This is a genomic window from Pseudomonas quasicaspiana (genome assembly GCF_021147825.1).
GTDB classification, from domain to species: Bacteria; Pseudomonadota; Gammaproteobacteria; order Pseudomonadales; family Pseudomonadaceae; genus Aquipseudomonas; species Aquipseudomonas quasicaspiana.
Genome location: NZ_JAGTPI010000097.1, coordinates 1 through 13,725, shown reverse-complemented (window position 1 = coordinate 13,725; position 13,725 = coordinate 1). Strand labels below are relative to the sequence as shown.

Below are 13,725 nucleotides of genomic sequence, written 5' to 3'. Positions count from 1 at the left end.
GAGAAAGTGATCGCCTGCCCAGCAACGCTAGCCCGCGACGACTTACGTCAGAGGACGCTGTCGCGCAGCCAGCCCATAACTCTGTGGGAGCTGGGCTTGACCGCGATAAGAGCGACTCGGTTCACCTGCAACACCGCAGCGTCTGCATCGCGGGCAAGCCCGGCTCCCACAGGAGAAAGTGATCGCCTGCCCAGCAACGCTAGCCCGCGACGACTTACGTCAGAGGACGCTGTCGCGCAGCCAGCCCATAACTCTGTGGGAGCTGGGCTTGCCCGCGATAAGAGCGACTCGGTTCACCTGCAACACCGCGGCGTCTGCATCGCGGGCAAGCCCGGCTCCAACATAAGCAAAGCTGGCCCGCGATATCCATCCTGTAGCCGGACTCATTAAAATCTCAAGCCACCACCTCAAACAACTTCGGCGCCGCCACTTCTCCCGTCAACAGACTATGCCGTACCCGCTCGGCATGTAGCCCCGCAGCCTTCATGGCGCGTTCCTTGATGTGCCCATAACCGCGAATCTTCTCCGGCAAACGCGCCAATTCCAGCGCAGTGTGGCGATTCATGGCATTGAGGTTGAGCAGGATCAGCTCGACGTCGCTGATATACGCCTCGATCAACTCTCGCTCCTGCTGACGCTCAAGGCTGCGCCCGAATGGATCGAACGCCGTACCCCGCAAGAATTTAAACTTCGCCAGCCCGCCAAACGCCTTGAGCATCCAGGGTCCGAAACTGCGTTTACGAGGTTCTCCCGTCAGCTTGTCACGCTTGGCCAACCATGACGGCGCCAAGTGAAACTCCAGCCGGTAATCACCTTCAAACTGCGTCTGTAATTGACGGGTAAAATCGCCGTTGCTGTAGAGACGCGCGACTTCGTACTCGTCCTTGTACGCCAGCACCTTGAACAGATTGAACGCCACCGCTTCAGTCAGTACCGCCAACTGCCCCGGGAACAAGCGCATCTCGGTCTGCCGCACATTTTCAACCAGACGCGTATAGCGTTCAGCGTAGGCAGCGTTCTGGTAATTGGTCAGCGCAGCGACGTTGGCTTTGATGCGTTGCGCCAGGTCAACGGGCTGCGGCGCTTCGACGATTTGCTCCTGAGGATGAGCAATGGCTTGCACAGCCGCCAGATCATGGGCTGCTCGCCGTCCCCACAGGAAAGCCTGTTGATTCAGCTCGACCGCCACGCCGTTGAGTGCGATGGCTTTTTCAATGGCTGCAGAACTGAGCGGAATGAAGCCCAGCTGGAACGCGTAGCCCAGCATGAACAGGTTGCTGGCAATGGTATCGCCGAGCAAACGAATCGCCAGATCAGTCGCTTCGATAAAGTGAGTTTTTTCAGCCCCCACAGCGTCCCTAATGGTTTGTTTCATCGCCTCGACTGGAAAAACCGCATCCGGATTACGGGTGAATTCCGCAGTTGGCGTTTGCTGGCTGTTGACCACGGCATGAGAAAAGGTCGAGTTGAGCTTGGCGATGGCATCCGGCCCCGCCGCTACCAGCAAGTCGCAGCCCAGCAGCAGGTTGGCTTCCCCGGCCGGTATGCGCACCGCAAACAGATCTTGCTGACGTGCAGCGATGCGGATGTGACTGACAACCGGACCAAACTTCTGCGCCAGGCCGGCCTGATCCAGCACGCTACAGCCTTTGCCTTCAATGTTGGCCGCATAGCCCAGCATGGCACCCACGGTGGTCACGCCCGTACCGCCCACGCCGGACAGCAGGATATTGAACGGTCTATCCAGACTCTGCGGGTGAGGCTCAGGTAATGTCACGAAGCTCTGCACCTGATTCGGCAGCGCTGGCTTGCGCAGCTTGCCGCCATGTACGGTGACGAAGCTTGGGCAGAAACCTTCAACGCAACTGAAATCCTTGTTACAGGCATTCTGGTCGATCTCGCGTTTACGGCCTTGGGCGGTCTCTTTGGGCAGCACTGAAAGACAGCCGGACTTGACGCCACAATCGCCACAGCCTTCGCATACGGCGGTGTTTATCAGCGCACGTTTTTCCAGATCCTTCATCGTGCCGCGTTTGCGCCGACGACGTTTCTCCGTGGCGCAGGTCTGGTCATAAATGATTACTGAAACGCCCTGAAATTCACGCAGTTCGCGCTGCACGCTGTCCAGATCGCGGCGATGGTGAAAACTGGTGATCGGTGCAAAGCCTTCACGGCTTGGGTATTTGTCCGGCTCATCGGACACCAGCGCGATGCGCTGCACGCCCTCGTTGAATACCTGACGACTGAGCTGATCGACACGCAGTACACCATCGATGGGCTGTCCGCCGGTCATGGCGACTGCGTCGTTGTAGAGGATTTTGTAAGTGATGTTGACGCCCGAGGCCACCGCAGCACGCAAGGCCAGATGACCAGAGTGGAAATAAGTACCGTCGCCGAGGTTCTGGAACACGTGGGGCGTGTTGGTAAACGGTGCCTGACCAATCCAGGTCACGCCCTCGCCGCCCATTTGCGTGAAGGTCTCGGTGGCCCGATCCATCCAGATGGTCATGTAATGACAGCCAATCCCGGCCAGTGCACGACTGCCTTCCGGAACCCGCGTCGAAGTGTTATGCGGGCAGCCAGAACAGAAATGCGGGGTACGCTGGGTGTTGAACAAGGGCGCTTGCAGGGCTTTCTCTTTGTCAGCCAGAAACTGCAGGCGCGCGTCGATTTTGTCGCTGCTGTAAAACGGCGCAAGGCGTTTGGCAATCACCCTGGCAATCATTGCGGGAGTCAGCTCGCTCAGGTTCGGCAGCAGCGAAAGGCCTTGCTCGTCAAATTCGCCGACCACCACCGGACGGCGATCTACTGGCCAGTTGTAGAGCTGACCGGTGAGTTGATCCTCGATCACGCTGCGCTTCTCTTCGACTACCAGAATCTCGTCCAGGCCTTCAGCAAAACCATGGACCGAAACCGGCTCCAGCGGCCAGCTCATGCCGACCTTGAGCACCCGAATACCGACTTGAGCACACAGCGCTTCATCGATGCCCAGTTCTTCCAGAGCCTGACGCACATCCAGATAGGATTTGCCGGTAGTGACAATGCCCAGTCTTGGCTGCGGCGAATCAATTACAACCTTGTTGAGCTGGTTGGCACGGGCGAAAGCGCGAGCAGCGTAAATTTTATAGGTATTGAGCCGTGCCTCCTGAGCCAGTGGCGGATCCGGCCAGCGAATGTGCAAGCCACCTTCAGGAATGTCGAAGTCTTCAGGAATCTGCGTCGTGATGCGCAGTGGATCGACCTCAACCACGGCCGACGAATCGACGTTCTCGGCGATGGTTTTCATCGCCACCCAGCAACCGCTGTAGCGGGACAGCTCCCAGCCGATGATCCCGTAATCAAGGATTTCCTGAACGTTACTGGGGTTGAGCACAGGAATCATGGACGCGATGAACGCATGTTCGCTCTGGTGGGCGATGGTCGACGACTTGCAGCCATGGTCGTCCCCCGCCAGCACCAATACCCCGCCATTGGCTGCTACGCCCGCCGAGTTGGCATGCTTGAATACGTCGCCACAACGGTCCACACCCGGCCCTTTACCGTACCAAAGTGCAAATACACCGTCGTATTTGCCTTCGGGAAACAGATTGACCTGCTGGCTTCCCCACACTGCCGTCGCCGCCAACTCTTCGTTGACGCCCGGCTGAAAGTGGACAGCGTTCTGCTTGAGGTAGTCCTTGGCGTCCCACAGGCTCTTGTCGAGATTGCCCAGAGGCGAGCCGCGATAACCCGAGATGAAACCGGCGGTATTCAGCCCTCGTGCCTCATCACGCTGCTTTTGCAGCATCGGCAAGCGGGTCAGGGCCTGGGTGCCAGTCAGGTATAGGTTGCCGGTCGCGAGCCGGTACTTATCGTCAAGACGAATATCAGCCAAAGACATTCAGGCGCTCCTTTTATTTTTATGAGCAGTGTTATGGCGGCTAATCCGCGGGGCAGGTTCTACCCGGGCGGTCACAAGCAAAATACTGCCTGTAGCAATGAGGCTTTTTCTTTCTAATTTGCCGTTTATCTGCTGAACTTCTGCATGTTCAGTTCTATAAAAATAAAAAAAGAGGTCAATTCATGCAGAACAAATTAAGCCCCATCGACCGCAGGATCCTGCGCCTGCTGCAACACGATGCCGATCTCTCGGCAGCCGAAATTGCCGAACGCGTCGAGCTGTCCCAATCCCCTTGCTGGCGGCGCATCAACCGCCTTCAGGAAGAAGGCTATATCGAACGCAAAGTCGCCCTGCTCAACCCACGCAAGCTTGGCCTGACCATGACGGTGTTCGTCGATGTGAAGTTATCCGGGCACGGCCGGCGTTTTCTTGCGGAATTCGAAGAAGCAATCACCGGCTACCCCGAGGTGCTGGAGTGCTACACGATGGCGGGCGATATGGATTTCATGCTCAAGGTGGTGGCGCAGGACATCGCCAGCTACGAGCGCTTCCTGCGGGATCATCTGCTGCAGCAGCCACACGTGCAGGAAGCCCACTCGAACATCGCCATGAGCGAAGTAAAACGCACGACAGAACTGCCGCTGGACTGACGGGCGTCAGGCGGAATCCGAATGATTTTCTATGGAGACGATAAAAAGGTTTGACTTGCAAATGATAATGATTATTATTGCAAGCAACTGGCCGCAAGGTCAGTTGGATAACTCAGAAGTCTTAGGTCGGCTTCTGGATTATCTCCTCATCAGGCTAATCACGGTTTTTGACCCGGATTTTTTCCGGGTCTTTTTTTTAGTTTTGCGGTTCGTTTCTATTTTTTTGGTGTCACTGGTGATGCAAGGTTCGGGTGCTGCGTTCTTCAGGCTAATGAAGAGGGTGTCGTTTCTACGATGGCGCGGATCATAGCAAAAAGATTGCAGAAAGGGCCTCTGAAGTTGGCTTTCAAAGGCGCTGCACGGAAGATAATCGGTAATTGAGCTGGCTTAGCACTTGAGAAAGACTCTCATCCCGGCACCTCGCGCCGTCTTCTACACCGAATATGGCGCGGTAAACACTGGATCTGTAGGAGCGCACGAGCACCGCGAGGCCGCGATGGCGGTGTATCAGACAGGACGCCATCGCTGCCTCGCGGTGCTCGTGAGCTCCTACAGAAAAGCGTTAAAAGCAGCACCTTAGCAAAGAAGTCTTCATCAACATCAAGCGAGGCAATCGATCATGAGTATTCAACTCTCGTCCTTCCCCGCCCTGCCTGCACGACGGACAGATGTTCCACTGAGTCTGCACGGCGAGAGCCTGCGGCGCGGTCTGGTGAAGCTTTCTCGCCGAACACAGCAGGTCTTTCTGCTCAGCCGACTGGACGGGGCTTCCTACGCCCACATCGCTGACTTGCTGAGCATCGATGTCGCACTGGTCGAGCAGGCCATGGTGCGAGTCCTGCAACACAGCCGTCGGCAAGTCGCTGCGGATGAAGCCAGCGCTGTGGATCCGGTATGCGAACAGGCCAGTCGCTGGTATGTACACCTGCAAAGTCCACAGGCTACCGCCAGTCAACGTATCGAATTCCGCCATTGGCTGGATGCTGACCTTGCGCATCTCGCCGCCTTCGAAAGTACCGAGCGTCTGTGGCGCCAACTTCAAGCACCGGCTGCCGTCATAGGCGCCAGCGGCTGGCATCGCCGCAAACGTCGCAGTTATCTGTTCTGGTGTATGGCGACAGCGTTTTTGTGCAGCCTGCTCATGACGGCGGAAGCTTTTGCCTTGCTCGGTCAGACCTGAAGCACTGAGTGACCGATTCACACACCTTCACGTCGCAGCGACGCGCATTGCTTCGCGCAGGTTCCGTGTAAAGTAGCGCCATAACTGGCACTAACGTACACAGGAACTGACCGTGACCTCTCTCAAAATCAGCGCAGACTTCGATAGCGGCAATATCGAAGTGATAGACGCGAGCAACCCTGCACAGATCCAGTTGGCCATCCGCCCGGACACCCGCAGCCCGCATTTTCAGTGGTTTCACTTTAAGGTCGAAGGCCTGCAGACGGGCCAGGTCCATAGGTTCAGCCTGACCAATGCCAGTCAGTCCAGCTACAACAATGCCTGGACTGGCTACAACGCAGTGGCATCCTACGATCATCAGACCTGGTTTCGGGTGCCCTCCACATTCGACGGCCGCGCGCTGAATTTCAGCCTGACGCCCACTGGCGAGCACGTCTGGTTTGCCTATTTCGAACCCTACAGTCGCGAGCGCCATGACTGGCTCATTGGTCAGGCCCTGGAAAAGGCTGGCACTGAACTGCTGGCCACAGGCAAGAGCGTTGAAGGCCGTGAGATTCCGCTGCTACGGCGCGGCAATGGCGCCGAGGGCAAACGCAAAATCTGGATCATTGCTCAGCAACATCCCGGCGAGCACATGGCTGAATGGTTCATGGAAGGTGTGATCGAGCGCCTGCAACAGCAGGATGATCCGGTGCTGAATGCCCTGCTGGAAGTCGCCGACCTGTACCTCGTCCCGCACATGAACCCTGACGGTTCGTTCCACGGGCATTTGCGCACGAATGCCAACGGCAAGGACCTCAACCGTGCCTGGCAGGACTCCACCCCGGAAACCAGCCCGGAAGTATTCTTCGTCAAGGAACAGATGGAAAAGTATGGCGTGGACATGTTCCTCGACGTCCATGGCGACGAAGAAATTCCCTATGTGTTTACTGCTGCCTGCGAAGGCAATCCGGGTTACACGCCCAAGCAGCAACAACTCGAAGCTCAGTTCCGCAGCCGTTTGAGTGAAATCACCCGGGATTTCCAGACCCGCTATGGCTATCCCCGTTCACAGCCGGGCAAGGCCAACATGAACCTGGCCTGCAATAGCGTCGGGGAAAAATACAAGTGCCTGGCGCTGACTCTGGAGATGCCGTTCAAGGACAACGACGATGCCCCGGACCTGATCACTGGCTGGGACGGCAAGCGCTCGAAACAACTGGCCAAGGATGTCTTGACCGTTCTCTCGGAAATGGCCCCGATCCTGCGCTGAAAATCATCCTGTAGGAGCTGCCGAAGGCTGCGAAAGCATTCTGTCTGATACACCGCTTCGCAGCCTTCGGCAGCTCCTACAGGAAGGTAACGCCCTTCTTTTTAGCGCTTACCCTCTCCCCCGCAACATGCTACCGAGCACCTCGTCACGCCTCACCCACGCATGAAACAGCGCGGCTGCGATGTGCGTCAGCACGGTCAGAAACAGCGTATACGCCAGCCAGCTATGAGCCTGACGTAAAAAGGCGAAGGTCCCTGCGTCCGCTGCAACGATGGAAGGCAGGCGCACCGAACTACTGAGCATGACCGGATCACCGGCGGCAGAAATCATCGCCCAACCAATCAACGGCATTGCCAGCATCAATGCGTACAACACGTAATGGGACAGCTTTGCCGCCAAAACCTGCCAGCCCGGCAAGTCAGCCGGCAATGGCGGTGTCTGGCTGGACACCCGGACGATGATGCGCAGAATCACCAGCACCAGGATCGCTATGCCCAACGGTTTGTGCAGATTGAGCAACCATTCATGTCGTTCCGACACCGAGGCCACCATCCCCGCGCCAATAAACAGCATTGCGATGATCATCACTGCCATCGACCAGTGCAGCAGGCGCGCCAGAGGAGAGAAATGCTTATTGGAGCCACTCATGATTTTTTCTCCGGGACGGGGGCGGCTTTGGGCAATTGCTCGACTTCTGCAGTGCGCCGTTTGTAAGACGTCGCGTAAGCAGCAGAACGCGCGGCCAGCAGTGGGTCATCCGAGCCACTGATGCCGGATGGCAGCACCAGCGGGTCAAAGTTGATGTCACGGCAAGCGCCGCTCAACTGCGGTTGTTCGCTTTCCAGCACCAGCGTACCGGCGTTCAACGTTTGGCGATCAGCAGGCCATTGTTTGCTGGCATCGTTGACTGGATCACTGGCACCCGCGAGAGTCAGGATCAGGTTGAAACGAACGGGGCCTGCGGCCAGTCGGTCATTCAGGTCCTGCTCCAGATAATCCTTGGCGTCCGGCGCCGGTGCCGCGGGTTGCGCGGCATCCACAGGCACCATGTTCCAGCGCACGGCCTGGCGTTTGCCATCGGCACTGACCAGATAGAACGCATTGACACTGTTGTAACTGACGGTCGCGTAGCTGGCCGACGGCTTGGCGGTCTTGACCCACGCCAGAAATGGCGCGGCTTCCGGGTGACTGGCGAAAAATGCAGGCGCCTTGGTCGGGTCAGGCTTGCCGGTTTTAGGGTCTGGCGCATTGGCCTGCAACAACCCGAAGAACGCTTCCGGCGTGCCGACCGGGAATACCGGCATGGCATTCATTCCGGTACGCCACTGCTGGCCGTCTGCCTGAGTAAAGCGCAGGGCCAGACTGCGTATCGGCGCGGCACTGTCCGGCGAATAAGGGTTGCCGGTGGGCAGCGCGAATCGTCCTTCCACTGGCGTGCGGATGGCGGTAAACAGCTGTGCACTGGAAAGATCGGCAGCAGCGCCGTTGCTTTCGAAGTAACCTGCAACGCATACCCCTTTTGGGTGATTGCGGCGATATCCGGGGAAAGTACCGTTATTGTGCTCAAGGGTATTGACCAGTTTGTCCGGAGTCAGACGCTGCGGATCGAGGTAGCCTCCCACATAGGCAAATGCGGTAGCGGCAACCAGCACCACGACGCCAATGCCCACCAGACGCAGGCCCGTTGCAGTTGGACTTAATGGAGGTCTTTGCCCCTCGGGTAACGTATCACGGTCGGTCATATACAACTCCAGGTCATCGGCTATCACGCTTTGTGGGCAGTAGGACGGAGCCGGAAAGGGTTTATTCCATCCGCCGAAAAAAATTGCACGAAGAGTGGAATAACCAATGCCGGGCGTCGTCTTGCTGCTCAGACGCTTAACACGATCATAGTTGCTGCCCAGGGAATCTGCGGTCCATGAACGAGCTCGACGCCCAACTCAGAGAGTTGATACCGCGAATGCGCAGGTTTGCCCTGTCGCTGACCCGCAACTCCAGCGGCGCTGATGACCTGGTTCAGGCAAGCCTTGAAAAAGCTTTGTCAGCCTGGAAAGACAAGCGCCCCGAAGGCGATTTGCGCGCCTGGCTGTTCTCGATACTCTATCGCCAGTTTCTCGACGCCCATCGCCGCTCGCGTCGGTACAGCCGCATGCTGGCGCTTTTTACCGGGGGCGCAGATGAGGATTACCAACCCAGCGTTGAACGCACCGTGATTGCTCAATCGACTCTTGGCGCTTTTGAGCGACTGAACACCGAGCAGCGTGCGCTGCTGTTATGGATCTCGGTGGAAGGCTTGAGCTACAAGGAAGTCGCCACGATTCTCGACGTGCCCATCGGCACGGTCATGTCGCGCTTGTCCCGCGCTCGTCAGGCCCTTCGCCAGTTCAGCGATGGCGAAATCACCACTCCTTCTCTGCGGATACTGAAATGATCACCCTGCCCCCCAGCGAACTCGACCTTCACGCTTATGTGGATCATCAACTGAGCAAGGCCGACCGCCTGCGCCTGGAAATTTGGCTGGCAGCCCATCCGCAGGTCGCGTCGCAGGTCAAAGCCTGGCAGGACGACGCGAAACGGTTGCGCACTGCAATGAGTGGCGAGCTGCAACGCGCGCCGAACCCGGAACTGGACCCGGGGTTTATCCGTCAGCGCATGCGGCGTAATCGTTATCGTCACCTGGCTACGGCGGCCATGTTGCTGTTAGCTGTCGGGGGTGGTGGTTTCAGCGGCTGGCAGGCCAGGGAAATAACCCTGGCCAGTGCAACGCCGCCGATGGCTGATGCGTTGCAGGCCTACCGGATGTTTGCTCTGGACGACAACATGGCCAGCGACTGGAGCGCGGAAAAAACCAGTGATGCACAAGGCTGGCTTGACCGTCATTTCACCCGGGCCAACCGGCTGCCCAACCTGGAAGCGGCGGGATTCAAACCGGTCAGCGGACGCATGACCACTACTGAACAGGGGGCCGCTGCCCTGGTGGTGTACAAGGACACTGAAGGCCGCACCCTGAGTTTCTACATCCGCCCGCCGGGTGCAAAAAACCGCTTGCTGCCGCGAGGCACCCGACTCGACGGTGATCTGCAAGCCGATTACTGGTCCGACGCAGGTTATAACTACGCCATGGTCACCCCGACTAAAGACCCTGCCGCCCAACTGGCCCGACAGGCGCTGCCCGGAGCGATTTGAGTTGCTGCTACCTTGTTATACGTAGGACCGGCTTTAGCCGGGAAAGCATCACTTCAGACGAAATCATCATGGAGGATGCGCCTGCCTCCTCGCGGCTGAAGCCGCTCCTACTTAGGACCGGCTTTAGCCGGGAGAGCATCATTTCAGACGAAATCATCATGGAGGATGCACCTGCCTCCTCGCGGCTGAAGCCGCTCCTACGGATTGAGTTCCCCCAAGGTGCTTTTTTGTCGATAAAACAAGGGGTTCCGTTATAGGCACACCTTCAAACCGAGTTGACCGCTTCCCGTCCAGCCACACGCCTCACAATCAACCCCGCCAACGCCAACAGCGCCAGCACGATCACCACACCCCCATAGACATTGGTCGTGGCAATCAGACCGAAGCTGTGGGCGCTCAGTCCGGCGATCAACGCCGGGATACAGAACGCCAGGTAGCTGAGCACATAGAAAGCCGACATCAGCCCCGCCCGCTCATGGGCCTGAGCCAACGGCAATAACAGACGCAAAGCCCCAAGAAAGCCTGAGCCGAAGCCGATGCCCGCAATGACCGAGCCGACGAAAAACAGCCAAAGCCAGCCAGCATTGACCGCCGTCAGAATGACCGCAACGCCAACCGGCAAACCGATCGCACCTACCCAGAGCCCCAACACCGCAGGCCGCGTACGCAAGTTGAAAATGGCCAGTGCACCGCTGATGGTCAGCGTGGCAACGGCCAGCCCGCCGTTGATTGCAGAAGTCGTCCCGGTGGCTGCAGCAAGCAACGATGGCGACAGTGACAGGAAGAAGCCACCTAATGACCAAGCGGCAATATCTACCGGCAACACCAGCCACAGCGTACGCCGGGCCTGAACAGGAACGTGCAGCGAGGGTTTCAGCGAGGCCCAGGCGCCCGGTTGACGGCTGACGGTTTCCGGAATCAGCCAAATATAAATCGCTTGTCCGACAAATGCCGCCAGCAAAAGGCAGTAGGTCAATAGCAGTGGCAGCGGCGCCAGCTCCACCAACAGCCCTGTGCCCAAAGCCCCAATCGCCATGCCGAACATCGGCGCGATGCTGTTGACCAAAGGTCCCTGTTTTTCGTCGTTGTCCAGCAAGGCAGCCCCAAGCGCGCTGCCCGCCATACCTGTCGCCAGCCCTTGAATCATCCTCGCTGCCAGCAACCAGCCGACATCAACCGCAAATATAAACAACAGCATGGAAACAATTTCCAGCAGCAGTGCCGCAAAGATCACCGGGCGCCGCCCCAGGTAATCCGACAGCGACCCCACCATCAACAGCGCTATCAGCAACGTGAACGCATATACCGCGAAAATAAGCGTCAACATCGCTGCAGAGAAACCCCAGCCTTGCTGATACAAATGGTAGAGCGGCGTCGGCGCGCTGGACGCTGCAAAAAAGCACAGGGTCGTGAATGCCAGAAATCCCAAGGCGCTGTTTCCCCGGTCAGGGTTCTGCAAAAGACGGGACATGGGTACACTCTCCGATCAGGCACATCATTAAAGCTAAGATTTAGCGTTCTGGATTGTGCGAGCTGACGCAGCTTAAAGCAAATACTTTGTGTTAAGGTCCGCCTCATGGCTATAAAAGAAGGAATTCGCACCGGCGGTCGCAGCGCTCGCGTGCAAGAGTCAATTCACAGCGCGGTGCGCGATTTACTGGTCGAAAACGACCGCGCGGCCTTGAGCGTGCCCATGATTGCTGCACGTGCGGGCGTGACACCGTCCACCATCTATCGCCGTTGGGGTGACCTGACCACGTTGCTGGCTGATGCCGCCGTTGAGCGCCTGCGCCCGGATGAGCCTATTGACTGCGGCAACCTGCGCGACGATTTGCGCACGTGGACCGAAATGTACCTTGATGAAATGAACTCGGCCCCCGGCCGGGAGATGATGCGCGATGTCGTCGCCAGCAGCGCAGCGACGTGCTCGGGCAAATGTGCCGGCATCACTCGCGATCAATTGCAGATCATCATCGACCGGGCGCTGGCCCGTGGCGAGAAAGCCCCGGACGCCAATGAGCTGATTGACACAGTGGTTGCGCCGATGATCTATCGCATTTTGTATGCAGAGGCTCCTCCGAGCCTGGAGCGCGTCCACCTATGGGTCGATCGTTGCCTGAACCTGCCCCCTGAAACCATGGGTCGTGGCTGACCCATGCATACACTCGAAGACCTGCGCGCGGGCAAGCTGGCGGGTATAAAACGTTTGGACCTGTCCTGCGGGCTGAACGAATTTCCAGTGGAAATCTTCGATCTGGCCGATTCGCTGGAAATCCTCAATCTGAGTGGCAACAACCTGAGCGTCTTGCCGGACGACTTGTACCGGCTATCGCACTTGAAAGTGCTGTTTTGTTCCGACAACCCTTTTACAGAGCTGCCGACCTGCATTGGCCGTTGTCAGAATCTGCAGATCGTCGGCTTCAAGGCGAACCAGATTTCACACGTCCCGGCCGCAGCGTTGCCACCCCGACTGCGCTGGCTGATCCTCACCGACAACCAGATCGAGCAACTGCCAGAGACGCTGGGCGAATGCCGCTCACTGCAAAAGCTGATGCTGGCCGGCAATCGTCTGACCCGCCTCCCCGCGAGTCTGGCCCAGTGTGAACAGCTTGAACTGCTGCGCATCGCAGCCAACCAATTGACCGAATTGCCTGACTGGCTGCTGCAACTGCCCTCACTGGCGTGGCTGGCCTTTGCCGGTAATCCGCTGTGCAGCGAGCCTGAAGCAAAGTCTGTACGGCAGATCCCGTGGACTGAGCTGAGTATTCAGCAGCAACTGGGTGAAGGTGCCTCCGGGGTCATCCAGCAAGCGCTCTGGCAACCATCCCGGCAAGCAGCCAGGACAGTGGCAGTCAAACTGTACAAAGGTGCCGTGACCAGCGACGGCTCGCCGCTCAACGAAATGGCCGCGTGCATCGCGGCGGGCACTCACCAGAATCTCATTGCCGTTGAAGGCCAGATCCTCGATCACCCTCAGTCATGCGCAGGACTGGTCATGCAATTGATTGAGCCGAGCTTCGTCAATCTGGCGGGTCCGCCAAGTCTGGATTCGTGCTCCCGGGATATTTACCCGAACGGTTTCCATCCGAGCAGGGAAATCGCGTTACGCATGGCCCGTGGCATCGCATCAGCCACCGCACACCTGCATCAGAACGGCATGACCCATGGCGACCTGTATGGCCACAATATTCTCTGGCACGACGACGGCGATTGCCTGTTGGGAGATTTCGGCGCTGCTTCGTTTTATTCCACGTCCGCACAGGGCGTGGCTCTGCAACGCATAGAAACGCGGGCCTTCGGGATTTTGCTGGGGGAGTTGCTGGAGCGTTGTGCCGAGCCCGTAGAAGATGCTCTGTGGGCACTGCAGGCTCGCTGTATTCAGCCGAATGTCAGCCAGCGACCGACGTTGCGAGAGGTTGAGCAGGCTTTGACTAAAGGCCCGTAGAAAATGCTGCGCGAGATAAGGCTCTGCAAATTTTGAGTTGAAACGGTGTACCTGTGGGAGCCGGGCTTGCCCGCGATAAGGCTGGACGCGATCCAACGTCAACCGCGTACAGTCTTATCGCGGGGACTAATA

11 protein-coding genes are annotated in these 13,725 nt (G+C 58.0%); 7 read left to right on the top strand and 4 right to left on the bottom strand.

The features are described 5' to 3' along the window. Positions 1–394: 394 nt before the first annotated feature. Complete coding sequence (locus tag KDX30_RS28560) at positions 395–3,880, bottom strand: indolepyruvate ferredoxin oxidoreductase family protein (protein WP_231678166.1); 3,486 nt, start codon at positions 3,878–3,880, stop codon at positions 395–397. Positions 3,881–4,062: 182 nt separating this feature from the next. Here KDX30_RS28560 and KDX30_RS28555 point away from each other — a divergent pair, with 182 nt between their 5' ends. From KDX30_RS28555 to KDX30_RS28545, 3 genes are all read left to right on the top strand, one after another. Continuing rightward, positions 4,063–4,530: an Lrp/AsnC family transcriptional regulator gene (locus tag KDX30_RS28555; RefSeq protein WP_027899705.1), complete on the top strand. Its 468-nt coding sequence runs from the start codon at positions 4,063–4,065 to the stop codon at positions 4,528–4,530. Between the two features lie 619 nt (positions 4,531–5,149). After that, a complete protein-coding gene (locus KDX30_RS28550) occupies positions 5,150–5,710 on the top strand; it encodes a DUF4880 domain-containing protein (protein WP_027900829.1) in 561 nt (186 codons plus the stop codon). Positions 5,711–5,816: 106 nt separating this feature from the next. Then, positions 5,817–6,962: a M14 family metallopeptidase gene (locus KDX30_RS28545; RefSeq protein ID WP_231678167.1), complete on the top strand. Its 1,146-nt coding sequence runs from the start codon at positions 5,817–5,819 to the stop codon at positions 6,960–6,962. A 108-nt stretch (positions 6,963–7,070) separates the two neighbouring features. On the opposite strand, the gene KDX30_RS28540 is transcribed toward KDX30_RS28545, so the two are convergent. Next, positions 7,071–7,610: a cytochrome b gene (locus KDX30_RS28540; protein ID WP_231678165.1), complete on the bottom strand. Its 540-nt coding sequence runs from the start codon at positions 7,608–7,610 to the stop codon at positions 7,071–7,073. Next, on the bottom strand, positions 7,607–8,704 hold the full coding sequence (locus KDX30_RS28535; RefSeq protein ID WP_231678164.1) for a catalase family peroxidase: 1,098 nt from the start codon (positions 8,702–8,704) through the stop codon (positions 7,607–7,609). The genes KDX30_RS28540 and KDX30_RS28535 overlap by 4 nt, the downstream gene beginning before the upstream one ends. 176 nt (positions 8,705–8,880) lie before the next feature. Between KDX30_RS28535 and KDX30_RS28530 the strand changes: the two genes are divergently transcribed. Then, the gene (locus KDX30_RS28530) at positions 8,881–9,393 is read left to right on the top strand and encodes a sigma-70 family RNA polymerase sigma factor (RefSeq protein ID WP_231678163.1); all 513 of its coding nucleotides are present in this window, start codon (positions 8,881–8,883) and stop codon (positions 9,391–9,393) included. Further along, positions 9,390–10,148, top strand: coding sequence for an anti-sigma factor family protein (locus KDX30_RS28525; protein WP_231678162.1), 759 nt, complete (start codon positions 9,390–9,392; stop codon positions 10,146–10,148). The genes KDX30_RS28530 and KDX30_RS28525 overlap by 4 nt, the downstream gene beginning before the upstream one ends. A gap of 265 nt (positions 10,149–10,413) precedes the next feature. Here KDX30_RS28525 and KDX30_RS28520 read toward each other — a convergent pair whose 3' ends face one another. Beyond that, positions 10,414–11,619 carry an MFS transporter gene (locus KDX30_RS28520; RefSeq protein ID WP_231678161.1) on the bottom strand — a complete coding sequence of 402 codons (1,206 nt, stop codon included), beginning with the start codon at positions 11,617–11,619 and terminating at the stop codon, positions 10,414–10,416. A gap of 105 nt (positions 11,620–11,724) precedes the next feature. Here KDX30_RS28520 and KDX30_RS28515 point away from each other — a divergent pair, with 105 nt between their 5' ends. Next, positions 11,725–12,300, top strand: coding sequence for a TetR/AcrR family transcriptional regulator (locus tag KDX30_RS28515; protein WP_231678160.1), 576 nt, complete (start codon positions 11,725–11,727; stop codon positions 12,298–12,300). Between the two features lie 3 nt (positions 12,301–12,303). Beyond that, on the top strand, positions 12,304–13,593 hold the full coding sequence (locus tag KDX30_RS28510) for a leucine-rich repeat-containing protein kinase family protein (RefSeq protein ID WP_231678159.1): 1,290 nt from the start codon (positions 12,304–12,306) through the stop codon (positions 13,591–13,593). The last annotated feature ends 132 nt before the right edge of the window (positions 13,594–13,725 follow it).